Source organism: Massilia sp. Se16.2.3 (genome assembly GCF_014171595.1).
Lineage (GTDB): Bacteria > Pseudomonadota > Gammaproteobacteria > Burkholderiales > Burkholderiaceae_D > Telluria.
Genome location: NZ_CP050451.1, coordinates 2,133,358 through 2,156,903, shown reverse-complemented (window position 1 = coordinate 2,156,903; position 23,546 = coordinate 2,133,358). Strand labels below are relative to the sequence as shown.

The window sequence follows — 23,546 nt, the reverse complement described above, 5'->3', positions numbered from 1 at the left end:
ATTCCCTTTCCCCGGCTGGGCACTGCCCCTTTTACGCAACGGTTTCGCCCGCACTGACTAGGCGCTGCGAGGAATGGCCGCCAGCAGGGACTGGGTGTAGGGATGCTGCGGATTGCGGTATAGCGCGTCCGAATCGGCCATTTCCACCACGCTGCCGTGGTGCATCACCATGACCCGGTCGGCGATGTAGCGCACCACCGACAAATCGTGGGAAATGAAGATGTAGCTCATCTTGTACTCGTCCTGCAGGTCCTGCAGGAGATTGAGCACCTGGGCCTGCACCGACACATCCAGCGCCGAGACGGACTCGTCGCAGACGAGGATTTCCGGCTTCATCGTCAGGCAGCGGGCAATTGCGATGCGCTGGCGCTGGCCGCCGGAAAACTCGTGCGGGTAGCGCCCGTGGGCCGCGGCGGGCAAGCCGACGCGTTCGAGCAGCGCATGCGCCATCCGCATGCGTTCGCCGTCGTCGGCACCGATGCCGTGGATGCGCATCGGTTCCAGCAGGATCTGGCCAACCGTGAAGCGCGGATTGAGCGAGGCATATGGATTCTGGAACACGATCTGAATGCGCCGTTTATAGGCCTGGAAATCGCGGTCCGACATCGATACCAGGTCGCGCCCATCGAAGAGCGCGCTGCCGCCGGTGGCACGATGCAGCCGCAGCAGGGTCAGGCCGACCGTGGTCTTGCCCGAGCCCGACTCGCCGACCACGCCCAGCGTTTTTCCGCGGGGCAGCGTGAACGACACATCCTTCACCGCCTGGAATTCGCGCTTGCCGAACAGGCCCTCGCGCAGCCAGAAGCTTTTCTGCAGGTTTTTTACTATCAGTACGTTCTCGTCGTCCGGCGCATACCCGCGCGTGCGCTCCGGTAACGCGATCCCTGTCCCGCCATGCCCGCCCAGGAAGTCGTCGATGGTCGGCAGGCGCAGCGGCCGCGCGTCCAGCTTCGGGCGGCAATGCAGCAAGGCGCGCGTGTAGGCGTCGCGCGGCTGCCTGAAAACCTGGGCAGCCGTGCCCTCTTCGCGCACTTCGCCGTGGCGCATGACGATCACGCGGTCGGCGATCTGCGCCACCAGACCGAGGTCGTGGGTGATGAACAGCACCGCCATGCGGTGCTTCTTTTGCAGGCTGGCGATCAAGTCCATGATCTGCTTCTGGATCGTCACGTCGAGCGCCGTGGTCGGCTCGTCCGCGATCAAGAGCTTGGGCTCGCAGGCAATGGCCATCGCGATCATGACGCGCTGCTGCTGCCCGCCCGACATCTGGTTCGGGTAGGCGCCGATCTTGTTGGACGGATCGGGAATCCCGACCTCTTCCAGCAGTTCAAGGGTGCGCGCCCGTGCCTGGCGCCTTCCCATGCCCATGTGCAGGCGCAGCACTTCGCCGATCTGGAAGCCGACCGTGAACACCGGGTTGAGCGAGGACATCGGCTCCTGGAAAATCATCGCGATGTCCTTGCCGCACAGGCGGCGCCGTTCGGCTGTCGGCAGCCCGATCAGTTCGCGACCATCGAAACGCACGCTCGAACCGGGGTCGACGATCGTCGTCTCCGCCGGCAGCAAACCCATCACCGCGAGCGAACTGACCGATTTGCCGCTGCCCGATTCGCCTACCAGGGCCACGGTGGCGTCAAGCGGCACATCAAACGAAACGCCCTTGATGGCCTCGACCGTATTCTTCTTGTCGACACGGAAGGCAATGCGCAGGTCGCGTACCTGCAGCAGCGGCGGGGTTGGCATGGTCATCGCGCTCATTTCAGTTTGGGATCGAGCGCATCGCGCAGCGCGTCGGTGAACAGCGAAAACGCCGTCACCAGCAGCGCCATCGCACCGGCGGCGGCCGTCAGCTGCCACCACTTGCCGAGGATTAACTCATTCTGCGCCTCGTTGAGCATGCTGCCCCAGGACACGGTACCGACCGGCACGCCGAAGCCGAGGAAGGACAGGATCACCTCGGCCTTGATGAAGCCCACCACCAGGATCGACACCTGCACCAGGGCCACGTGCGAGACGTTCGGGAAAATGTGCGAAAACATCTTGCGCCAGTTCGAAGCGCCGATCGCATCCGCCGCCAGCACGTATTCGCGTGCCTTGTGCTTGATGTATTCGGCGCGCATCAGGCGGTAGGGTCCGGTCCAGCCGGTCAGGCCCAGGATCAGCACGATCGTCGTCACGCCCTTCTGCTGCAGCACGGCCGCCACCGTGAGGATCATCAGGATCGAGGGAATCGAGGTAAAAATGCTGTAGAACCAGTTGAAGAAATCGTCGACCAGGCCGCCATGGAATCCGGACAGCGCGCCGAACAGCGTGCCCAGCGCCACCGCCAGGAAAGCCGCCACCAGGCCGACCACGATCGAGGTCTCGCCGCCCTTGACCGTTTTCTTGAGGATATCGTGGCCCCATTTGTCGGCGCCGAAGGTCAGCGTCAAGGCTTTCGGGCGCGGCGGGTGCGTGCGCCGCACCTGCGCCTTGAGCGCCTCCAGTTCGGCCGCCAGCGGGTCGAAGGCGTTCGGCGGCACGGGCTCCGGCGGCCGGGCCAGCGCCACGGTGGCGGGATCGGCGCCCACAAACGTCGGCGGCGCGTAGTTCACCGCCACCTCCTCTTCCCAATCGGCGGCGACCATGCCGGCAGCAGACAGCGCCAGCGTCAGCAGGAACAGGACGACCACTGCCAGCGCGGCCAGCGCCAATCTGTCGGCGCGCAAGCGGCGCCAGGCAAGTGCCCACAGGCCGGGCGACACGGCGTGCTGCTGCATGGCGCCCATCATTTCAGCTGCACCCGTGGATCGACCGCCCCGTAGAGCAGGTCGGCCAGCAGATTGAATACCATCGTTGCGGCCGCGACATACACGGTGATGGCTTTGATCACCGGAAAATCGCTGCGTTCGACGGCCAGGATCACTTCGCGGCCGATGCCGGGAATGCCAAAGAAACGCTCGAGGAGAAAGGCCCCGATCAGGAGCGCCGGCAGATTCGCCATCACGTGCGTGATGATGGGAATGGCGGCGTTGCGCAGCACGTGCACCCAGACGATGCGGCGCTCGCTCAGACCCTTGGCGCGCGCCGTGCGCACATAATCCTGGTTCGCTTCATCGAGCACGAAGCTGCGGTACAGGCGCAAGGTGGGCGCGATCGATACCGCCAGGCCAATGATGATCGGCAGCAGCGCATAGTGCAGCAGGTTTTCACCCAGGCTGGCGCCCCAGCCCTGCACCGGGAACAGTCCAAGCTTGTAGGCGAAGAAATACTGGAACACGATGATGTAGACCAGGATCGAGATCGACATTCCCACCGTGCACGCTACCATCACCGCGCGGTCGGTCAGCGAGCCGCGCACGAAGGCGATGGCCAGGGCCAGCGCGATCCCGAACAGGGTTTCGAGCACGGTCAGCGGCACCAGCACCGTCAGCGACGGGCCAAGGCGGCTCGCGATGATGTCCGCCACCGGCTCGCCCGTGCTCCAGGCGTTGCCGAAATCAAAGGTCACGATCTGCTTCAGGAAAATCCCCAGCTGCACCCAGGCCGGCTGGTCAATGCCGAGCTGGGCGCGGATGTTGGCGATCGCCTGGGCATCGGCCATCTTCCCGGCCAGCAGATAGGCCGGGTCGCCGCCCACCCAGTTGAACAGCACGAAGACGAGCACGATCACGCCCGCCATGGTCGGCAGCATCTGCCACAGCCGCCTTAGTATGTAAGCCAACATGAAGCCGTCCTGTGCCACGGGCCCTGCCCGCCCGGCTTTGGTCAAAAGGCGTAACGATAACGCAAATGCAGGAAGGCGAACGCGAGGCTGCGGCCGGGCGATCCGCCGTCTTTCATGTCTGTCCGTTTCGCTTACTCGGCATCCCCGCGCAGGCGGCGCTGGCGTACCGCGGCTGCCAGCCCTTCCAGCACCCCGACGCTGGTATCCCAGTCGATGCAGCCGTCGGTGACCGACTGGCCGTAAGTCAGTTCCTGCCCCGGCACCAGGTCCTGGCGTCCCGCCAGCAGGTGCGACTCGACCATCACGCCGACGATGCGCCCCTCGCCGCCGGCAACCTGGCGCGCGATATCGGCACACACCGGCACCTGGTTCTGCGGATTCTTGCTGCTGTTGGCGTGCGAGGCGTCGATCATCAGGCGGCTGGCCAGCCCGTTCGCGGCCAGCTGGCGGCAGGCCTCCTCGACGCTGGCGGCATCGTAGTTCGGCGTCTTGCCGCCGCGCAGGATGATGTGGCAATCCTCGTTGCCGGCGGTCGAGACGATGGCCGAATGGCCCCCTTTCGTCACCGACAGGAAATGGTGCGGCTGCGAGGCCGCCTTCATGGCGTCGGCCGCGATCTTGATGTTGCCGTCGGTACCGTTCTTGAAGCCGACCGGACAGGACAGGCCGGACGCCAGCTCGCGGTGCACCTGCGACTCGGTGGTGCGCGCGCCGATTGCGCCCCAGCTGATCAGGTCGGCGATGTACTGCGGGCTGATCACGTCGAGGAATTCTGTGCCGGCGGGCAGGCCCATCTCGTTGACCGCGCGCAGCAGCTCGCGTGCCATGCGCAGGCCGTCGTTGATGCGGAAGCTGTTGTCCATGTAGGGGTCGTTGATCATGCCCTTCCAGCCCACCGTCGTGCGCGGCTTCTCGAAATAGACCCGCATCACGATCTCGAGTTCGCCTGCAAAGCGCCGGCGCTGTTCGGCCAGGCGCCGCGCATACTCGAGCGCCGCTTGCGGGTCGTGGATCGAGCACGGGCCGATCACGACCATCAGGCGGTCGTCCTGGCCGTGCAGGATGCGGTGCAGGGCCACGCGCGACGCGCTCGCGGTCTCCTCTGCCGCGGCGGTCACCGGAAACTCGCGGATGAGGTGCGAGGGCGGCGTGAGTTCCTTCATTTCGCGGATGCGTAGGTCGTCGGTGCGGGGCATGCGGTCACTCCGTGGATGGGTCTGAAATAAAAAAACCGCCATCGCTGGCGGTTTCTGGTTGTTCGGTCGGGTCTCTTTGTTGCGTGAACCTGCCGCTATTCCACCGCCTGGGGGCCGGAATGGCGAAACCAAAAATAGCAGGTAAAGAAGGCAGCGTGGCGCATGGACGGATCCGAAAAAGGTCAAAACGACTATACCGCCAAGTCGTGAGCATTGGCAAGGCTTTTTGTCCACGGCCCGCCGGGCGGCTGCACCGCGGATTTCACCGTCCCCGCCCCTGTTGCCGGCAAGCGGTTGCGTTAAACCGACAGTCCTCCCGACGGCTGACCGACGATTGAGAGATATCAGACAGGCCATTATCAGTAATGCAAAAGTCAGGACAAGCCCCCGTCCGGCAAGCGTTCTTCTTGTGTGCAATCAATTTCTTTTCGTCTAGCACATGAGATGCATCAACCGCGGCCCAGGACCGGGATTTTCATTTGACCTGGAGTCCTGACATGATTGAAACACTGTTATCCCGATCGGTCCGCCGCCTGTTCGCCGGCAGCGGCGCGATCGGCCTGGCGCTGATCGCCACTCCCGGCGCGCAGGTCCAGGAAGCGGCCGAGCGGCCGGTCGCGCGCGTGGTCGTTACCGGCAGTAATATCCGCCGCGCCGAAGCCGAAACCGCCTCGTCGGTGCTGACCGTCAACCGTGCCGACATCGAGCGCTCGGGCAAGAGCACCGTCTCCGAATTGCTGCAGACCCCGGCGGTGGACAACCGGGGCTCGGTGCCGACCACCTTCGGCAACGGCTTCGCCGCCGGCGCCTCGGGCATCTCGCTGCGCGGCCTGGGTACCGCGTCCACCCTGGTGCTGCTCAACGGCCGCCGCATGGCGCCGTATGGCCTGGCCGACGACGGCCAGAAAGTCTTCACCGACCTGAACGTCATCCCCACCGACGCCGTCGACCGCATCGAAATCCTGAAGGACGGCGCCTCCGCCATCTACGGTTCCGATGCCATTGCCGGCGTCGTCAATATCATCCTGCGGCGCGACTTCAAGGGCACCACGGTGCGCGGCGCCCTCGGCATCACCCAGGAGTGGGACGGCGAGGAACAGAACCTGGCCATCACCCATGGCTTCGGCGACCTCGATGCCGACCGCTACAACGTGCTGCTCAATTTCGAGTTCAAGCGCCTGAACGACATCTGGCTGCGCGACCGCTCGGACCGCCGCTACATCGGCCGCATCGACCTGCGCCAGTGGGGCTACTCGGCCCGTGGAAGCGCTCGGCGGCACCGGGGCGATCACCGGCAACAATGCCGCCGGCAGCGCCATCAACGGCAACGTGCGCAACCCGGCCACCCTCGATTACTTCAACCGCGGCAGCCTCGACCCGGCATCCGGCTTCACCCGCACCTTCCCCGGCGCCGCCTGCGCGAACTTCACCAGCCACCCGCAGGGCGACCCCGGCGGCGGCTGCCTGATCGACTCGACGCTGGCCTACAACCAGATCCAGCCCGAGCAGGAAAACTACAGCCTGTTCGGGCGCGGCACCTGGCGCATCACGCCCGCCATCGAAGGCTACGCCGAGCTGAACCTGTACAGCAGCCAGTCCTCGTCCTCGACCACCCCGAGCACCGTCAGCGCCAACGTCGGCTATCCCGGCGGGCCAGTCAGCAACGCCGGCGTGCGCCTCGGTCCCAACCATCCCGACAACCCCTACTTCGGCACGGCCGCGCGGCTGCGCTACCTGGTCCGGCGACGTCGGCCCGCGCGTCTCGAACATCGACGCCTTCTTCGTACGTGCGCTGGCCGGAGTCAAGGGAAGCGTCGCCGGCTGGGAGTACGACACTTCTCTCCTGTTCTCGCGCAACACCGTCTCCAACGAACGCTATGGCCAACTGCAGCGCGACGTCGCTTTCGCCCTGCTCGACCCCAGTGCCGCCAACATCGCGGCGGCGCTGGCCACCAGTCCGGCCTACGCCGCGCTGCCGATAGGTAGCGTCTGGCGTATCGGCGAAAACGCCGGCCTCAACAGCCCGGCCCTGTACGCGGCGCTCTCGCCGATGATCTCGAACGACGCCCAGACCAAGATCGTCCAGGGCGACGTCAAGGCCACGCGCGAGTTCGGCAAGCTGGCCGGCGGCGCCATCGGCGTCGCGGTGGGCGCCGAATGGCGGCGCGAGGAAACCGAGTTGCAACCCACCACTGGCACCGAGCGCGGCAACGTGATCGGCCTGGGCTACCCGCCTATCGCGGTTCGCGCAACGTCTTCGCGCTGTACGGCGAGGCGCTGGCGCCCGTGCTGCCGGGCCTGGAAGTGACCGGCGCATTGCGCTGGGATCATTTCACCGATGTCGGCAATTCCGGACGCCGAAAGTCGGCGTCAAATGGCAGCCGATGCGCCAACTGGCCCTGCGCAGCACGTTTGCGCGCGGCTTCCGTGCGCCGAGTGCGGCCGAAAACGGCGTCGGCGGCCTGGCGGCGTTTTCCACCGCCGAGGATCCGCTGCGCTGCAACCCGGGCGTGGAAACGGCCTGCGATCCGGCGGCGATCGCCGTCATCACCTCGCCCAACCCGGCACTGGAACCGGAGCGTTCGCGCAGCCTGAACTTCGGCATCATCTGGGATCCACTGCCGCGTACCAGCATTTCGGTCGACTTCTGGCAGATCAAGCGCAAGAACGAGATCAACCAGAACTGACCGATGTCGCCATTGCCCGCGGCCAGGTCGCACGCGATCCCAGCACGGCCCAGGCAGGCATCCCGGGCGACCCCGGCGCCATCACGGCCGTGCTGGCGAACTACGTGAACTCGGCCTCGACCAAGGTGCGCGGCATCGACCTCGACGCCCGCCACACGTTGCGCCTGCCTGGCGACTGGGGCAACCTCCTGCTCGACGGAAAATGGACCTTCCTCGACAAGTGGCTGCGCACCGAACAGGACGGCAGCGAGCGCGACTTCGCCGGTACCCATGGCAATTGCGACGTCACCAACTGCATCGGCACGCCCGACCACCGCATCAACCTGCGGGCAGCCTGGGACCGTGGCGACTGGCGCGTGGCGCTCAACGCCAACTACCGCGGGCCGATCGACAACGTCCTGTTCAAGGGCGACCCGGACGGCTGCGCCAGCCACTTCGCCAACGGCCAGGATGCGCCGAGCGGCTGCGAACTGCCCTCCTTTACCACCTTCGACCTGGTACTGCGCTGGAAGCCGCGGCCGGGCTGGGAAGTGTTCGGCACGATCGAGAACCTGTTCGACAAGGTAGCGCCGCTCGATCCGCTGACCTATGGCGCGCAGGCCTATAACCCGCTCGACTACCTGGGCGCGGTCGGACGCACCTTCATGGTGGGCGCCCGCTACACCTTCTGAGTGCGGCAAGCGGCCCGTGCAAGTCGTTCGGGCCGCGATGATCGGTCGCGGTGGTGGGCCATGGTGGCGGGCCGAAGTCGGGCCCGAAGTCCGGCCAGAAGCCGGGCCGAAGTCGGGGCCGCGGTGGTAAGCCCCAGTGGTGGACCTCTGTGGTGGGCCGCAGTGGTGGGCCCCTGTGGTGGCTGCGACTGCGGTAATGGGCTGCTGCGGCGGGCGGCGGGTCGCGGCCGTCGCTGCGGGCGACGGTCAGCCGCCGCGGTACGCAGTTGCCGCCCACGTCATCGTTGCGCCGGGCGAAGCGCCGGCAGCGGCAATGCCGGACCTACTGCCGCGCTCCCGGTCACCCACCTGCCTCAGGCCCACAAGGATTTGTGGCGCGCATGTGACGTCTTCCCCCATGCATCGCCTGTCGCGCCGCACTGCTTCGACAAAACCCGCTCTTTTTTGTGTGAAGTCACCCGAATCATGGGTCGCGATGCAAGACTCGTTTCGTCACCCGCAGCGCCGATGCACGTCTCTGTCGTTGGTCACTCCGCGCACGACCATGGCGAGCGGGCACAAGGAAAGCACGCATTACCGATCAAGGCAAGCACACATAACCGATACCAGGAGCCGGAAATGAATGAAACCATCTTGTCCCGTTCCCTGCGCCGGCTGTTCGGCGCGGCGGCTGGCCTGAGCCTGCTTGCGGGCCCGTTCGCCATGGCACAGGAAATGGCTGGCGACCAGCCGATCCAGCGCGTCGAAGTGACGGGTTCCTCGATCAAGCGGATCGCGGCCGAAACCTCGCTGCCCATCACGACCATCCGTGCGGCGGACTTCGCCAAGCAGGGCCTGACGACCGCACAGGACGTGCTCAATACCATCCCGATGAATCAGACCTCGACCGTCGGCTCCTCATCCGTCGGCGCCGGCACCGGCGGGCGCGCCGTGGCCGACCTGCGCGGTTCTGGGTGGCGACAAGACCCTGGTGCTGCTCAATGGCCGGCGCCTCGCGAACCACCCGTATTTCGCCGACACCGTCGACCTGAACATCATCCCGATCGCCGCGCTCGAGCGCGTCGAGGTCTTGCGCGACGGCGCCTCGGCCATCTACGGTACCGACGCCATCGGCGGCGTGATCAACTTCATCACCAAGCGCACGGTCAAGGGGAGTGCCCTCACGGTGGAAGGCTACGAGCCGCTGCGCCGCGGCGGCGGCAACGAACAGCGCATCAATCTGTCCGGCGGCTGGGGCGACCTGAACCGGGATGGCTACAGCATGTTCGGCGTGCTCGACTACCACCAGCAAAGCGCCCTGCGCGCGACCGACCGCAGCTTTTCGCGGACCGGCGTGCGTCCGGAACGTGGCATGAACGAAATCAGCCGCACCACCTTCCCGGCGAACTTCTTTTCCGACCTCGGCATTGCCGGCAACCCATATTTTGCCAGCGCTTGCCAGCCGCCGGGTGCGGCATCGCGGACCCGCTCGGACACCGCGCCCGCCACCGACGAACCGGTCTGCGAATTCGACTACACCCAGTACGTCGACAACATCCCGGAAACGCGCCAGTACAGCGCCATGGGCAGGATCAACCGGCAGCTCACGCCGAACCACCTTGCCAGCCTGGAATTCGTCTGGGGCCGCAGCACCAACGAGGCACGGGTGGCGCCACCACCGCTGTCGAACATCGGCGTCACCATGACGTCGGCCAGTCCCTATTATCCGGGCAACGGCATTGTCCCTGCCTTCCCGGGTCTGACGGGCGAAAACCTCGACATCAGCTGGCGTCCCACCGAAACCGGCGGCCGGCTCAACAAGGACAGCAGCAGCACCGCGCGCCTGCTCGCCAGCCTGGAAGGGACACTCGCCGGCTGGGACTACAACGCCTCGATCTCGCACTCGCTGGGCCGGGCGCGCAGCATTTTCGATGGCGGCTACGTGATCGACCAGCGCGTCATCGAAGGTGTGGCCGCCGGCATCCTGAACCCGTTCGGGCCGCAAAGCGCTGCGGGCGCGGACTACCTGCAAAACTCGCTGCTGCTGGGCGAATACCTGCACGCGCGCATCAACAGCAGCGCCGTCGACGCCCGCGCCAGCCGCGACCTGATGACCCTTCCGGGCGGTCCGCTCGGATTCGCCATCGGTGCCGAGTTCCGCCGCGACCGCGCCAAGTACTTCGTCAACCGGGCACTGGCCTCGCAAGCCTCGAGCTCGGGCTCGGCCGATGCCCAGGACCAGTCGGGCCAGCGCAGCATCGGCGCCCTGTTCAGCGAACTGAACGTGCCCGTCATCCGCGACCTGGAACTGAACTTCGCCGCACGTTACGACCACTACAGCGACGTCGGCGGCAGCTTCAATCCGAAAGTGTCCCTGCGTTACCAGCCGACCCGCCAACTGCTGGTGCGCAGTTCGTTCAACAAGGGCTTCCGGGCCCCCACCCTGTTCGACCTGTTCGGCCCGCAGACGACCACCAACAGTTCGGACACCTACAACGATCCGGTACTGTGTCCCGGCGGCACGCCGATACCCGGCGCCAATCCGAACATCGTCTGCGAGCAGCAGCAGAACATCCGCGGCGGCGGCAATCCCAACCTGCAGCCGGAACGGTCGCGCACCTGGAGTGCCGGGATCGTGCTGGAACCGATTCCCTCGCTGACGCTATCGGCCGACTACTGGAACATCCGCCTGAAGGACCAGATCAGCGCGCTGGCGGAACAGACCATTTTCGGCAACTTTCCGAAATACCAGAACCTGTTCGTCTACGACGCCAGCGGCACGCGCCTGAACTACGTGCTCGATATCACCAGCAACCTCGGGGAAGTGCGCACGCGCGGGCTCGACCTGTCGCTGCTGTACCGGCTGCCGCGCAGCCCGATCGGCAACCTCAGCCTCTCGATCGACGGCACCTACGTCAACAAGTACGACTACCAGAACGAGCGCGGCGGTCCTTACACCGAGAACGCCGGACGCTATGCCGACGCCACGCCCGTGTTCCGCTGGCGCCACAACCTGCTCGTAACGCTCGTCCGGGGCGACTACACCTTCAACCTCTCGAACCGCTACATGTCGCACTACCAGGACCAGAACACGGCCGTCGCGCCCGAGTTCGCCAACAATGTCGGGCACTACTCGACCTGGGCGCTGTCGACGACTTTCACGGGCAACAAGCAGTTCGAGCTGACGGCCGGCATCAAGAACCTGTTCGACGAGGAGCCGCCGTTCACCAACCAGGTGACGAATTTCCAGCTCGGCTACGATCCGCGCTACACGGATCCACTGGGGAGGACAGTGTATGCGCGCCTGACCTACAAGTTCTGAGACGTAGGGTGGGCGGGTCCCCCGCCCACGCGTTCAACAGGCTGTCGGTATCTTGCGGAACTGAAGATCGTCGGGCGCACCGCCGTAGGGTGGGCACTTTGTTGAGATCGTCCCCCGACCATCTCAACTGCCCACGCGGAACGATGCGTAGGCGGGCACGCAATGGTAACCGCCAGCGGCTGCATCGACGCTGCGCGTTCAAACGAGTTAACAGGTGCAGGCTTGCGCGTGGGCTCGGGGCGCCCACCCTACCGAGGACAGGCAAAAAAAATGCCCGGCAATGCCGGGCATGTCATCAACGCGACAAGGGCAAAAGCTCAGGCCGTCCCGCCCACCGTCACCCCATCGATACGCAGGGTCGGCTGGCCGACGCCCACCGGCACGCTCTGGCCTTCCTTGCCGCACACGCCGACACCCGAGTCGAGCGCCATGTCGTTGCCGATCATCGAGATGCGGTTCATCACCTCCGGGCCATTGCCGATCAGGGTCGCGCCCTTCACCGGATAGGTGATCTTGCCGTCCTCGATCATGTAGGCTTCGCTGGCCGAGAACACGAACTTGCCGTTGGTGATGTCGACCTGGCCGCCGCCGAAATTGACCGCGTACAGCCCGTTCTTCACCGATGCCAGGATTTCCGCCGGGTCCTTGTCGCCGGCCAGCATGTAGGTATTCGTCATGCGCGGCATCGGCAGGTGGGCGAACGATTCGCGGCGGGCGTTGCCCGTCACCGGCATCTTCATCAGGCGCGCATTCATCGTGTCCTGGATATAGCCCTTCAGGATGCCGTCTTCGATCAGCGTCGTGCACTGGGTAGGATTGCCCTCGTCGTCCATGTTGAGCGAACCGCGGCGGTCCTGCAGGGTGCCATCGTCGACCACGGTGACGCCCTTGGCAGCGACGCGCTGGCCGATCATGCCGGCATAGGCCGACGAGCCCTTGCGGTTGAAGTCGCCCTCCAGGCCATGGCCGACGGCTTCATGCAGCAGCACGCCGGGCCAGCCAGGTCCGAGCACGATGGTCATCGGACCGGCCGGGGCCGGACGGGCGTCCAGATTGACGACGGCCGACTTGACGGCTTCCTCGGCATAACGCTCGAGCAGCTCGTCGCTGAAGTAGCCGTAGTCGTAGCGTCCGCCGCCGCCCGAGGAACCGGTCTCGCGGCGTCCGTTCTGTTCGGCAATGACGGTCACCGAGACGCGCACCAGCGGGCGGATGTCGGCCGCCAGTACGCCGTCGCTGCGCACCACGAGCACCACGTCGTATTCGCCGGCCAGGCCCGCCATCACCTGCACCACGCGCGGGTCCTTGGCACGTGCTATCTTTTCCACGCGCTCGAGCAGGCGCACCTTGGCGGTGGCGTCGAGCGAGGCAAGCGGATCGTTCGGCAGGTAGAGCGAACGTCCGCCGGTGGGCGTGGTGCTCGCCGCCACCTTCACGCGGCCGCTGCCAGCGCGCGCGATCGTGCGCGTGGCCGCGGCCGCGTCGAGCAGGGCGATCTCGGAAATCTCGTCCGAATACGCAAATGCCGTCTTCTCCCCGGAGATGGCGCGCACGCCCACACCCTGGTCGATCGAGAAGCTCCCGGTCTTGACGATGCCCTCTTCCAGGCTCCAGCCTTCGCTCTTGGTGAACTGGAAGTACAGGTCGGCATAGTCGACCTTGTGGGTGAACATCGTTCCCAGCGTGCGCAGCAACTTGCCTTCGTCAAGGCCGAACGGCGTCAACAGCACGTCACGGGCGACGGCCAGGGAAGAAAGGTTGGGTTCGAATGGAGTCATTTTGCGTTCGTGTCTCGTGTGGATGCGGGCATTGTGCCATATCCGTCCGGATCGCATCGCCCCCGGAAGGCGGACACGGGAGTGCCCGCGAAATCGGCCATCCGCAGGCCGCACTCTCGTTGCCGATTTACATCTTCCGATGACGCAAGGCCGGCAGGCTCTCGCGGACGCCGGCGAGATAAGCCGCGTCGAGCTGGCCCGTGACCACGCCCTCGCCTTCCGGCAGCACGGCCTGCACCTCGCCCCGGGGTCGACCAGCATGCTGTGCCCGAAAGTGCGGCGGCCATTGGCGTGCACGCCGCCCGGGCCGCAGCCAGCACGTAGCACTGGTTCTCGATGGCGCGCGCACGCAGCAGGACTTCCCAGTGGGCGCGGCCGGTGGTGTGGGTAAAGGCGGCGGGCACCACGATCAGCGCGCACTCGCCCATTGCCCGGTAGAGTTCGGGGAAGCGCAGGTCGTAGCACACCGACAGGCCGACGCGGCCGAATGGCGCGTCGACAACGCCGACCGACGTACCCGGTACGATGGTGCGCGCCTCGTCGTAGGATTCCTCGCCCTTGTTGAAGCCGAACAGGTGAATCTTGTCGTAGCGCGTGACGAGCGCGCCTTGCGGGTCGTACACCAGTGTCGTGTTGAGCACGCGGCCCGGCTCGCCGGACACCAGGGGCAGCGTGCCGCCAATTAGCCAGATGCCGTGCTCGCGGGCCAGCGCAGCCATGCAGTCCTGGATCGGACCGCTGCCAAGCTGCTCGGCATGGCCGACCTTATCAAGATCCTGCATGCCCATGATCGGCCAGTATTCCGGCAAGGCCACCAGCGTCGCGCCGGCGGCGGCCGCTTCGCCGACCAGGCGGCGCGCGGTGGCGAGGTTTCCGTCCACCTCGGGGGTGGACACCATCTGGATCGCAGCTACGCGGGTCATCGGGTCACTCCTTGTTCGCTTTGGCCGGCACGGGGGCGTCCGGCGGGTTGTCGAGTTTGGTAATGGTAGGCGATTTCCACGGTCCCGTAATCTGCATCTGGTAGGTCAGCGCCTTCATCACCGGTGCCCGCAGGAACAGCTGGGCCAGGTAAGAGCCGAGGCCGATGACGGGGTTGACGGCCAGCCCGTAGACCAGCGGCCCGGTGCCGAGGTTGAACTCGGGAATCACCACCACGCGCAGGTTGGTCGATTCGTTGGCGATGTCGGCCGTGCCTGCCATCAGTACCGTGGCGGCCACGCCATGCATCTTGAGGTTGTCGGTCTTGACCACGCCGCGGTTGACCATGGCATTGGCGCTGATGCCATCGAAAGCCAGCCCTTCGGAAAACACGTCATGGAAGTCGAGCTTGAGGAGGCGCGGCAGCATCTGCAGGCTGAGCACGCCGAGCAGCTTGGCCGCGCCCGGGTCTTTTTTCAGGAACTGGCCGCCCCCGACGTTCAGTTCGATCTGGCCCGACAGCGTCGGGATGTCGAGCGCATACGGCAGGCCGTTCCAGGACAGATCGCCCGAGAGCTTGCCCTTGCCACGGCGCAAAGTATCGGGAAAGCCCAGGCGGTCGAGCAGGCGTCCGGCGTCAAGGATGTCGAGCGTAAAGTTCATGCCGGTATTGCTCTTGCCGTCCTTGGTCAGCCAGCGTCCGGTCGCCTTCAGCTGGCCGTCGGGATTCGTGAGCGACAGGCGGTCGATGCGCCACTCCTTGCCGGCCAGCGCTTGCACGTTGCTCGCTTGCAGGTCGAGGCGGCCGAACTGCTTGTTGAACAGCTCGAAGCGTTCGGCAACGATGTCGAGCGCCGGAATGGAGGCACTGGCACCCTTGTTCGATTCGAGCAGGTCTTTGACTTCGGCGGCCTGCGATTCCGGAATCACGAGCGAGGCCAGGCGCGCGGTGACCTTGCCGACGCCCTGTCCCTGCCCTTCGCTCCAGGCGATGTGGCCCGAGGCCTGGCGCGATTGCAGGTTCGCCTGCCGGGTATTGCCGCGGTGGCTGGCGCCGACGACCACGTCGGCCATGCGGCGTTCGCCCACGAAGAGTTCGGTCGCGCGCGCCGCGATCGTCGTCGGCACCACGTACTGGGCGAAGTTCGGCCCGGGGCTCGAGCCCGCGGCAGCACCTTCGTGCTCGTCGCCGGCGATCGCCCGCCCGGTCGCCAGCCAGGCATCGACGTTCACCGACTTCATGTCGACGTTGATCATCATGCCGTCGTCCGGCTCGGGCGCCGGCACGTTGACCCCGATGCCGCCGCGTTCGACCGTCCAGGCACCGCGCGGCTGGCGGCTGCGCAGGTAGCGCGCCGCGACCGAATTGCCCAGCGTCAAGCGCAATTCGTCGCGCCCGACGCCGTCGACCGTCGGCGCGCCGTTCAGGACGAAGTGCAGCGGCAAGCTGTCGCCCTGCGGCTTGTTGAGCGGCGCCGGGAATTCCAGGCCGAGTCCGGCCAGGGTCGAATCGAGCGTGACGTTCAGCTGGTGGTCGCGATAACCGATCAGGCCGGCATAACGGGTGCTGCCCGACAGCTTGCCCGCCAGGCGCGCCATTGCCGGTGCCGGTGCGGTACGGCGCATGCCTTCGCTCGAGAAGGTGCCGGCAAGCCGGATCGCGATCGCACCGTCTTTCTGGGTGCCGCCCGACAGCGCCAGCGGCCCGCCGAGGAAATTGGCAGCGACCCCGTTCAGGTTGACGCCGCGCTCGTTGAACTCGACCTTGCCGAGGGCCGCTTGCAGCGGCGGCAGGTCGGGAAACAGGCTCACGTCGTTGTTCTGCAGCTGCAAGCCGCCCTGCACTTTGGTTTCGCGCAGGTTCGCCAGCGGCATCTGCAGTTTCAGCCCGAGGCGGGCGTCGCCGCTGCCGCGCGCATCCTCGGTGAAGTGGCCGATCCAGCCCAGCACCGGGCTGGCCGCGACGTAGCCGAGGAATTCCTGCAGCGGGCCGGCTGCCTCGCCGTCGATGTCGAGCACCATGTCGTGCGTGCCGAGCCTGGGCAGCGTCGCGCGCACGTTCGACAGGTTCAGGCCGAGCGTGCGCAGCGTCTCGCCGCGGATTTCCATGCGGTCGCGCTCGAACACGATGCTGCCGTTGATCGCTTCGGCCAGCGGCCACAGCACCTTGTTCTCAGGCGTACGGTGCCCCGGCGCGTATTCCAGCACCGCATTGTTCAGGCGGCCGGCCACGCGGAATTCGCCGCGCCCGCGTTCGGCCGGGTTGTCTGCACGGAAGGGGAAGCGCGACAGGTCGCCGCGCAGGCGCAGGCGCACGTCGTCGAGGGTGCCCCCCTGCAGCGCCGCCGACAGCCAGCCGCGCAAGCCTTCCGGCGTGGCCAGCGGCAGGTAGCGCCCGACCTGGGCGATCTGGAAGCCGCCGAGCGTGCCTTCGAAGTCGGCCACGCCCGGACCGTGCCCGGGCTCGAGCGGCAGTTGGTGATTACCCGACAGGCTGCCGTGCAGCTTGCCCCGGACGAATTCGAGCTTGTCGAGCTCGACCAGCAACTGGCGGCCGGGCTGGTAGCGCCAGCGCGCCTGCAGCCCGAGGTGGTCGAGCGGCAGGGTCGGGTCGGCGAACCAGGCCGGCAGGTGCAGGGCCAGCGCGCTTGAATCGAGCGTGATGCTGCCGCCGGCGTCGGTGGCGTCGATGGCGCCCGACAGGTTGCTAAAGCCGGGCAAGGCCGGGAAGGCCGCCTGTGCCGGCGTCCCCGGGGTCGCGGCGACGGCCGGACGCGCCGCCTGCGGCTGCAGGCTCAGGCCGGCAACGCGGCCCTTGACGCGATAGCCCGCCAGGCGCGGGTACTGGCCATCCCGTGAAGCGGAAAAATCGAGCAGCTGGCCGCGCGGCGCGAAGTCGGCCAGGGCGCGCCGCTGCAGCGCCGACAGCGGCAACTGCGCCGCCAGTTCCGCCAGCGCGGCCAGGTCGACCTGGCGTGCCTGCACCTGCACCCGCTGCGGCTTGCCCGCGCGCGCCGGCGTGAAGACTTCGGTCAGGGTGGCCGGCGGCAGCGCACGGCCGTCGCCTGTGACGACGCGGAAATTGTCCAGGCTGATGGTATGGCCGTTGGCGCCGAAAGTGGGCTTGCCGTCGGCCACGCCCGGCACCGGGGCTTCGCTGGCCGACAGGCGGCCCGACACGCGTGCCAGCGCCAGCGGCGGCAGGTCGGGCTTGACGCGGGCGGCGACGTCGGCCAGTGCCAGGTCGGCGGTAAAGCCGGCCAGGCGCGCGTTGTCGAGCGTGATCCAGGTGCGCAGCGAACCGCGTCCCTGGCTCAGCTGGAAGGGATAGTCGAGGTATTGCTTCCAGGCCGCCAGGTCGGCCGCGCGCAGGTCGGCATACAGTTCGCCCTTCCAACGCGACATGTCGGAGACGCGCCCGCCGAAGCGCGGATGGGCGAAGCGCGCGCGCACGTCCAGCGGCTGCGCCAGCGCGCTTGGGGGCGTCGCCTTCAGGGCGAAGCGGTGCGTGGTCCAGCGGTTCTGCAGCACCGTGGTGACGTCGCGCAGGGCTAGCGGCGGCGCGGCGCGCAGGCCGTCGGTCCAGTCGATGCGCCCTTCGCGAATGACGATCTCGCGCTGGCGGAACACCCAGTCGCCGCCCGGTCCGCCCTTGTCTTCCTTCGTGTCGATGCGCATGCCGGCCACGTGCAGGGCGCCATCGGGGCCGCGCCGCACGTCCAGCTGGGGGCGGATCAGCTCGAGCGTCTCGAAGCGCGGTTCGGCCGCGACCACGCTCCACCGGAGAACGTCGCCGACACCGAGGGCAGCGCCAGCAGCCTGCGGCCGGCCTTGTCGGTCAGGGTGACGTCGCCCAGGAACAGCGAAGGATTCAGGCCGCTCCAGGATGCATAGATGCGGGCGATCGCGACCTGGTTGCCCAGCGCACGGCTGGCGGCGCGTTCGATGTCGTCCTTGTACAGGTCGATATTCGGGAGAATGGCGTAGCGCAGTGCCAGGAACAGCAGGCCGAAACCGAAATACACGAGCAGCGCCAGCTTGACGGTGAATCCGAGTACGTGGTGCGAAGCGAGGTTTGCGTAGCGGTAGGCGGCGCGCAGGCGCCGCCAGCGCTCGGCCAGCGGCACGTGCGCTGCGCTCGCCTGCGGTTCCGGATTGTGCATCAAGGTGCTAATAAAAAGGCTCGCCGTAAATGTAATTCTTTGAAAGAGGAGCGCTTGCTAGGAATGCGGCGTCTACCTTACCATCGTGCTGACCGGAGGCACGGCGGGCAATTCTACCGCAAGCGGCCTGGCCGGACCCGCTTTTATCCCTGTGCTGGAACGACCCGATGGCTCCTCGATGACACCCCCTTGCCTCCCTGGCGCGTCGCGCTTCTACCAACGCTGGATCGCCGCCGCACCCGGACGTGCCGAACGTGTCGCCGACCTGGCCCGATTATCGCTGGCTTGCCCGGATTTCGGCGCGTTGTTGGAGCACGAGCTGGCAAGCGGCCTGCCCCTGCCGCGCGCCATGCGGCGCCTGCGCAATCTGTTGCTTGCCGCCATTATCGAGCGCGACCTGGGGGGACTCGCCGACCTCGATGAAGTCGTCAGCGCCATGACCGGCCTGGCCGACTTCGCCATCCGCACCCACCTGGCCGACCTGATGGCCGAACTGGTCGGCGCCCACGGCATGCCGGTCGGCGCCGAATCGGGCCGTCCGCAGGAAATGATGGTGCTGGCGATGGGCAAGCAGGGCGGTGGCGAACTCAATGTCTCGTCCGACATCGACCTGATCTTCGTCTACCCGGAAGACGGCGAGACGGCAGCCGGGCCCGGGCAGCGCCAGCTGTCGAACCACGAGTTTTTCGTCCGCCTCGGACGCCGCCTGATCGGTGCACTGTCGGAGATCACCGAAGATGGCTTCACCTTCCGGGTCGACATGGCACTGCGCCCGAACGGCAATTCCGGACCGCTGGCGGCGAGCCTCAACATGGTCGAGGAATACCTGATCGTCCAGGGCCGCGAGTGGGAACGCTATGCCTGGGTCAAGGCGCGCGCCGTCACCGGGATGGAGGAAGACATCGCCGCGCTCGACGCCATCGTCCGCCCCTTCGTCTTCCGGCGCTACCTTGATTTCGGCGTGATCGACGCGCTGCGCAACATGCACGCCCAGATCCGCGCCGAAGTGAAACGCCAGGAGCGGCTGCACCCGGAGCGCAGCAACAACGTCAAGCTGGGCCGCGGCGGCATCCGCGAGATCGAATTCTTGGCGCAGGTATTCCAGCTGATCCGCGGCGGACGCGATCCGGCCCTGCGCGAGCGGTCCACGCGCCAGACGCTGCGCCTCCTGGGCGAGCGTGGCTTGATCGCCCCGACATCGTCGAACGCCTCCTGCAGGCCTACGCGTTCCTGCGCAACCTGGAGCACCGCCTGCAATACCGGAGGATGCCCAGACCCATACCCTGCCGGCGCTGGAGGCCGACCGCCTGGTCGTGGCGCGGATGATGGGACTGGCGGATGTGCCGGCGCTGCTCGAGCGCATCGAGGAGCAGCGCGCCTTCGTTGCCCTGCACTTCGACGAGATGTTCGCCGACAAGACGGCGCCGGCCAGCGAAGAGCGCGCGGAGCTGGACGCGATCGGCGGCGACCCCGAGGCGATCGCCGCCATCGAAGCCCACGTGGCCACGCTAGGCTACGACGACCCGGCGGGCGCGGCCCGGCGCCTGGCGGCCACCGGAACGCCCCCCGCCTGCAGGGCCTGCCCGACGCCAGCCGCACGCGCCTGCTGGCCCCGGTCAACCTGGCGCTGCCGCAGGTGGCGGCCATCGTGCGCGAGGCCGGCGTCGGCAGCGCCAATGCCACCCCGGGACGCCTGCTCGACTTCCCGGAAGCGATTGCGCGCCGTTCGGCCTACCTGTCGCTGCTGACCGAATACCCGCACACCCTCGAACGCGTGATCCGCATGATGCACGCGAGCGGCTGGGCGGCCACCTTCCTGACCCAGCACCCGATCCTGCTCGACGAACTGCTGGACGACCGCGGCGGCATCGACGACATGGCCGAGCTGGCAGCCAGGCTCGACGCCAGCCTCGGCGAGGCGCTGGGTGACACCGAACGCCAGCTCGACATCCTGCGCGAAACCCATCATGCCCAGCTGTTCCGGCTGCTGGCGCTGGACCTGGCCGGCGAACTGTCGGTCGAGCGCCTGGCCGACCACCCGTCGGCGCTGGCCGACGTGGTGGTGGCCGCGACCCTGCGCTGGGCCTGGCAAACGGTGGCCACGCGCCACCGCGAAGTGCCGCGCTTCGCCGTCATCGCCTATGGCAAGCTCGGCGGCAAGGAGCTGGGCTACGTGTCCGACCTCGACGTGATCTTCCTGTTCGACGACGAGGACGACATGGCGCCCTCGAACTACGCCAAGCTGGCCCAGCGCTTCATCACGGATGACGGCGCACACGCCGGCAGGGATCCTGTTCGACATCGACACCGCGCTGCGCCCGGACGGCGCCAGCGGCATGCTGGTGAGCTCGGTGGCCGCGTTCGAGCGCTACCAGCACCAGTCGGCCTGGGTCTGGGAACACCAGGCCCTGACGCGCGCCCGCTTCTGCGCCGGCGACGCGGCCATCGGCGCGCGCTTCGAGGCGATCCGCGAGGATGTGCTGCGGCGCGACAGGAGCGCGCAGGCCGATACGCTGAAGGCGGAAGTCGTCAAGATGCGCCGGCGCATGCACGAGGCTGCACCGAACCGCACCGTTTTGTTCGACCTGAAGCAGGACACGGGCGGGATGATCGACATCGAGTTCATCGTCCAGTACCCGGGTGCTGCGCCACGCCGCCCAGCATCCGCAACTGACTGCCAACGCCGGCAACATCGCCCTGCTCCGCCGCAGCGGCGAACTCGGCCTGATCGACCCGGGCCTGGCGGCAGCCTGCGCCGACGCCTACCGCGCGATGCGCAAGCTGCAGCACCAGTCGCGCCTGCAGGGGCGCGAGGCGCGGGTCGATGCCGGGCTGGTCACGCATCACGCACAGCAGGTGGTGCGCCTGTGGGAAGCCTGTTTCGCGCACTGAGCCGGGCAGCTTCCCTGAACGGACAACGGCCCGGCCGACAAGTCGACCGGGCCGCCAGAGCCCTGCCTCGGCGATAGACCGTTCGCGACCTCGGGCACGCCCTCGGCGGAACGGTACGATGCCTTATTTCACGTGCTTGTCGAGGAAGCGTTCGACGCGGGTCCAGAAGTCGACGTTATTCTTCTCCAGGTTGAAGCCGTGGCCTTCTTCCGCGTATTGCACCCACTCGACATTCCTGTTGCCGGCGGCGATGAGGGCATCGCGCATCTTGGTGCCGTGCGGCAGCGGTACGCGATAATCTTCTTCCCCGTAGGCCATCAGCACCGGCTGCTTGATGCGTGCGGCCTGCTTCAGCGGGGACGTGGCCGCCAGCTGTGCCGCGTCCTTGCTCGGGTCGCCGATCATGCGCGGCATGCCGTAGCGCACCCATGGATTGTCGGCATCCATGAAGTCGCTCCAGCCGATGCTGTACATCAGTTCGATGTCGGTGACACCGACGATGTTCACGCCCGCCTTGTACAGCTCCGGTTCCTTCACCAGTCCCATCATCGTCGCGTAGCCGCCATAGCTACCGCCGACGATGGCGACGCGTTTCGGATCGGCGAGACCCTGGGCGATAGCCCAGCGCGTCGCATCGGTGATGTCGTCCTGCATTGCCAGACCCCACTGCTTCCAGCCGGCCTTGAACAGCTTGCTGCCATAGCCGGTGCTGCCGCGGAATTCCGGCTCGACCACCAGGTAGCCACGCGAAGCGAGGAACTGGTTGGCCGGGTTGAAGCCCCACTCGACACCGCGCACATACGGGCCGCCGTGCACCATCACGACCGTCGGGAACGGTCCCTTGCCTTTTGGCTTGGTGACGTACACGGGAATGTCGAAGCCGTCACGCGTCTTGACGCGCTGGAAGTCCTGGGTGCCGGCCATCGCTGCCGAATCCAGCCATGGACGCGACGCGCCCAGCAGCTGCAGCTTGCCGGTTTGGTTGTCGAACAGGAAATGTACAGGCGCCTGGATATCGGAGGAAGCGGTCACGATGACATGGCGTGCCTCTACGCAGCGGCTGCACGAAATCTCGTTGTTGGTCGACGGCAGCAGCTTGTCGACAGCTTCCTGCAGACTACGCATTTTCGGATCGAACCAGGTCACGCCCTCGGCTTCCTGCATGTAGCTCACCCCCAGCAAGGCCTTGCTGCCGGCGTCGAACAGCATGCCGCCGGCGAAATCGAAGCCCGGCAGGCTGAGCATGGGCTTGTCTTCCAGCTTGCGCGCCTTGACGTCATAGCGGTACAGCGCGGACGTTCCGTCCTTCGCCTCGGTGTTCAGGGCGCGTACGTAGAGCTGGCCGTCGCGGTCGATGGCCACCGGGGTGATCGCGTCCTCGCCCTCGGTCGGGTCGAAGCGGTACAGTTCGGTCCAGCCAGGCGTGCCCGGGTCGCGCCAATGGACGGCCCCCTTGCGCTTGCCGTCGGTCGTGACCACGGCGCGCGGCTGCTTATCGCGGTCGAGCAGCCAGGCCTGGACACCATCGGGCACGGCCTCGTTGAAAATGCTGCGCGTGCCCATCGTGCGCGTGTTCAGGCGCATCATCATGGTCGTCGCCGGGTGGCCCTGGCCGGTCGGGATGTAGCGCTGGACCATGACGTCGTCCGTGCCGTCGTTGAGCGTTCCCATGAAGACATAGCGCTCAGGCAGAGGGCGGCGCAGCGAATTGCCGCTGACGCGGTAGTTGCCGGTGCGCTCGATGAGCCAGAGGAAGTCGCTGCCGTCGGCATTGACTGCGTACAGGCCGCTGCCGAGCTGCATCCCGAGCGCGGCCTGGCGGTCGGTCAGGTCGAAGACGAGGCGTTCGTCGTTCACCCAGCTGACGCTGCGAATGTCGGCGTCCGGGAACTGGGCGACGCCCTTGAATTTGTTCGGCGTGGCGATGTCGGCAACGGCCAGGCCGATGCGGCCCTCTGCGTTCGACACCAGCATCGCGATTTTCTTGCCGGAAGGCGACAGCGTGGGCGAGCCCAGCACCGGCTTCTTGAAAAAGGCTTGCACAGGCAGCGGTGTGCCGGTCGTCGCCGGAGCGGCAGTGCCCGCGGCCGATGCGTTCAGGCCAATGCCGGCTGCCAGCAGCAGTGCGGCCAATTTACCCAACAGGGGAGAATTCTTGTTCATTTATTCGAATAACCTTTACAAGTGGAAATAGCTTGCAGCCTAGGCGGCTCCGCGACTCCACACATTGC

The 23,546-nt window shown here is 66.8% G+C and carries 13 protein-coding genes and 3 pseudogenes; 7 read left to right on the top strand and 9 right to left on the bottom strand.

Going from position 1 to position 23,546, the window contains the following annotated elements:
• Positions 1-57 precede the first annotated feature (57 nt).
• The 4 genes from G4G31_RS09890 to aroG form a co-directional block, all read right to left on the bottom strand.
• Positions 58-1,758 carry an ABC transporter ATP-binding protein gene (locus G4G31_RS09890; RefSeq protein WP_182991277.1) on the bottom strand — a complete coding sequence of 567 codons (1,701 nt, stop codon included), beginning with the start codon at positions 1,756-1,758 and terminating at the stop codon, positions 58-60.
• Positions 1,755-2,771, bottom strand: coding sequence for an ABC transporter permease (locus G4G31_RS09885; protein ID WP_374011290.1), 1,017 nt, complete (start codon positions 2,769-2,771; stop codon positions 1,755-1,757). Before G4G31_RS09885 ends, G4G31_RS09890 begins: the two co-directional genes overlap by 4 nt.
• Positions 2,768-3,706, bottom strand: coding sequence for an ABC transporter permease (locus G4G31_RS09880; RefSeq protein ID WP_182991276.1), 939 nt, complete (start codon positions 3,704-3,706; stop codon positions 2,768-2,770). Before G4G31_RS09880 ends, G4G31_RS09885 begins: the two co-directional genes overlap by 4 nt.
• A 131-nt stretch (positions 3,707-3,837) precedes the next feature.
• Entirely contained in the window at positions 3,838-4,902 is a 1,065-nt protein-coding gene (gene aroG, locus G4G31_RS09875; protein WP_182991275.1) for a 3-deoxy-7-phosphoheptulonate synthase AroG, read from the bottom strand.
• A 497-nt stretch (positions 4,903-5,399) separates the two neighbouring features.
• On the opposite strand from aroG, the pseudogene G4G31_RS25635 reads away from it, so the two are divergent.
• The 6 genes and pseudogenes from G4G31_RS25635 to G4G31_RS09865 form a co-directional block, all read left to right on the top strand.
• A pseudogene (locus G4G31_RS25635) lies at positions 5,400-5,855 on the top strand (TonB-dependent receptor plug domain-containing protein); the annotation flags it as partial.
• 307 nt (positions 5,856-6,162) lie between these two features.
• Entirely contained in the window at positions 6,163-6,888 is a 726-nt protein-coding gene (locus tag G4G31_RS25630; protein WP_229425714.1) for a hypothetical protein, read from the top strand.
• 64 nt (positions 6,889-6,952) lie between these two features.
• A complete protein-coding gene (locus tag G4G31_RS25625) occupies positions 6,953-7,210 on the top strand; it encodes a hypothetical protein (RefSeq protein WP_229425483.1) in 258 nt (85 codons plus the stop codon).
• Positions 7,211-7,286: 76 nt separating this feature from the next.
• A complete protein-coding gene (locus G4G31_RS27520; protein ID WP_267873665.1) occupies positions 7,287-7,589 on the top strand; it encodes a TonB-dependent receptor domain-containing protein in 303 nt (100 codons plus the stop codon).
• Between the two features lie 89 nt (positions 7,590-7,678).
• The gene (locus G4G31_RS27515) at positions 7,679-8,260 is read left to right on the top strand and encodes a TonB-dependent receptor domain-containing protein (protein WP_267873664.1); all 582 of its coding nucleotides are present in this window, start codon (positions 7,679-7,681) and stop codon (positions 8,258-8,260) included.
• A 970-nt stretch (positions 8,261-9,230) separates the two neighbouring features.
• Complete coding sequence (locus G4G31_RS09865; RefSeq protein ID WP_229425482.1) at positions 9,231-11,561, top strand: TonB-dependent receptor domain-containing protein; 2,331 nt, start codon at positions 9,231-9,233, stop codon at positions 11,559-11,561.
• A gap of 317 nt (positions 11,562-11,878) precedes the next feature.
• Here G4G31_RS09865 and tldD read toward each other — a convergent pair whose 3' ends face one another.
• From tldD to G4G31_RS25615, 4 genes and pseudogenes are all read right to left on the bottom strand, one after another.
• A complete protein-coding gene (tldD, locus tag G4G31_RS09860) occupies positions 11,879-13,339 on the bottom strand; it encodes a metalloprotease TldD (RefSeq protein ID WP_182991274.1) in 1,461 nt (486 codons plus the stop codon).
• A gap of 127 nt (positions 13,340-13,466) precedes the next feature.
• Positions 13,467-14,238 (bottom strand): annotated as a pseudogene (locus G4G31_RS09855) (carbon-nitrogen hydrolase family protein).
• Between the two features lie 28 nt (positions 14,239-14,266).
• Positions 14,267-18,034 carry a YhdP family protein gene (locus G4G31_RS09850; protein WP_229425481.1) on the bottom strand — a complete coding sequence of 1,256 codons (3,768 nt, stop codon included), beginning with the start codon at positions 18,032-18,034 and terminating at the stop codon, positions 14,267-14,269.
• Positions 17,995-18,423, bottom strand: coding sequence for a hypothetical protein (locus G4G31_RS25615; protein WP_229425480.1), 429 nt, complete (start codon positions 18,421-18,423; stop codon positions 17,995-17,997). The genes G4G31_RS09850 and G4G31_RS25615 overlap by 40 nt, the downstream gene beginning before the upstream one ends.
• Before the next feature lie 178 nt (positions 18,424-18,601).
• On the opposite strand from G4G31_RS25615, the pseudogene glnE reads away from it, so the two are divergent.
• Positions 18,602-21,315, top strand: a pseudogene (gene glnE / locus G4G31_RS09845) (bifunctional [glutamate--ammonia ligase]-adenylyl-L-tyrosine phosphorylase/[glutamate--ammonia-ligase] adenylyltransferase).
• Between the two features lie 123 nt (positions 21,316-21,438).
• On the opposite strand, the gene G4G31_RS09840 reads toward glnE, so the two are convergent.
• Complete coding sequence (locus tag G4G31_RS09840; protein WP_182991273.1) at positions 21,439-23,478, bottom strand: S9 family peptidase; 2,040 nt, start codon at positions 23,476-23,478, stop codon at positions 21,439-21,441.
• Between the last annotated feature and the right edge of the window lie 68 nt (positions 23,479-23,546).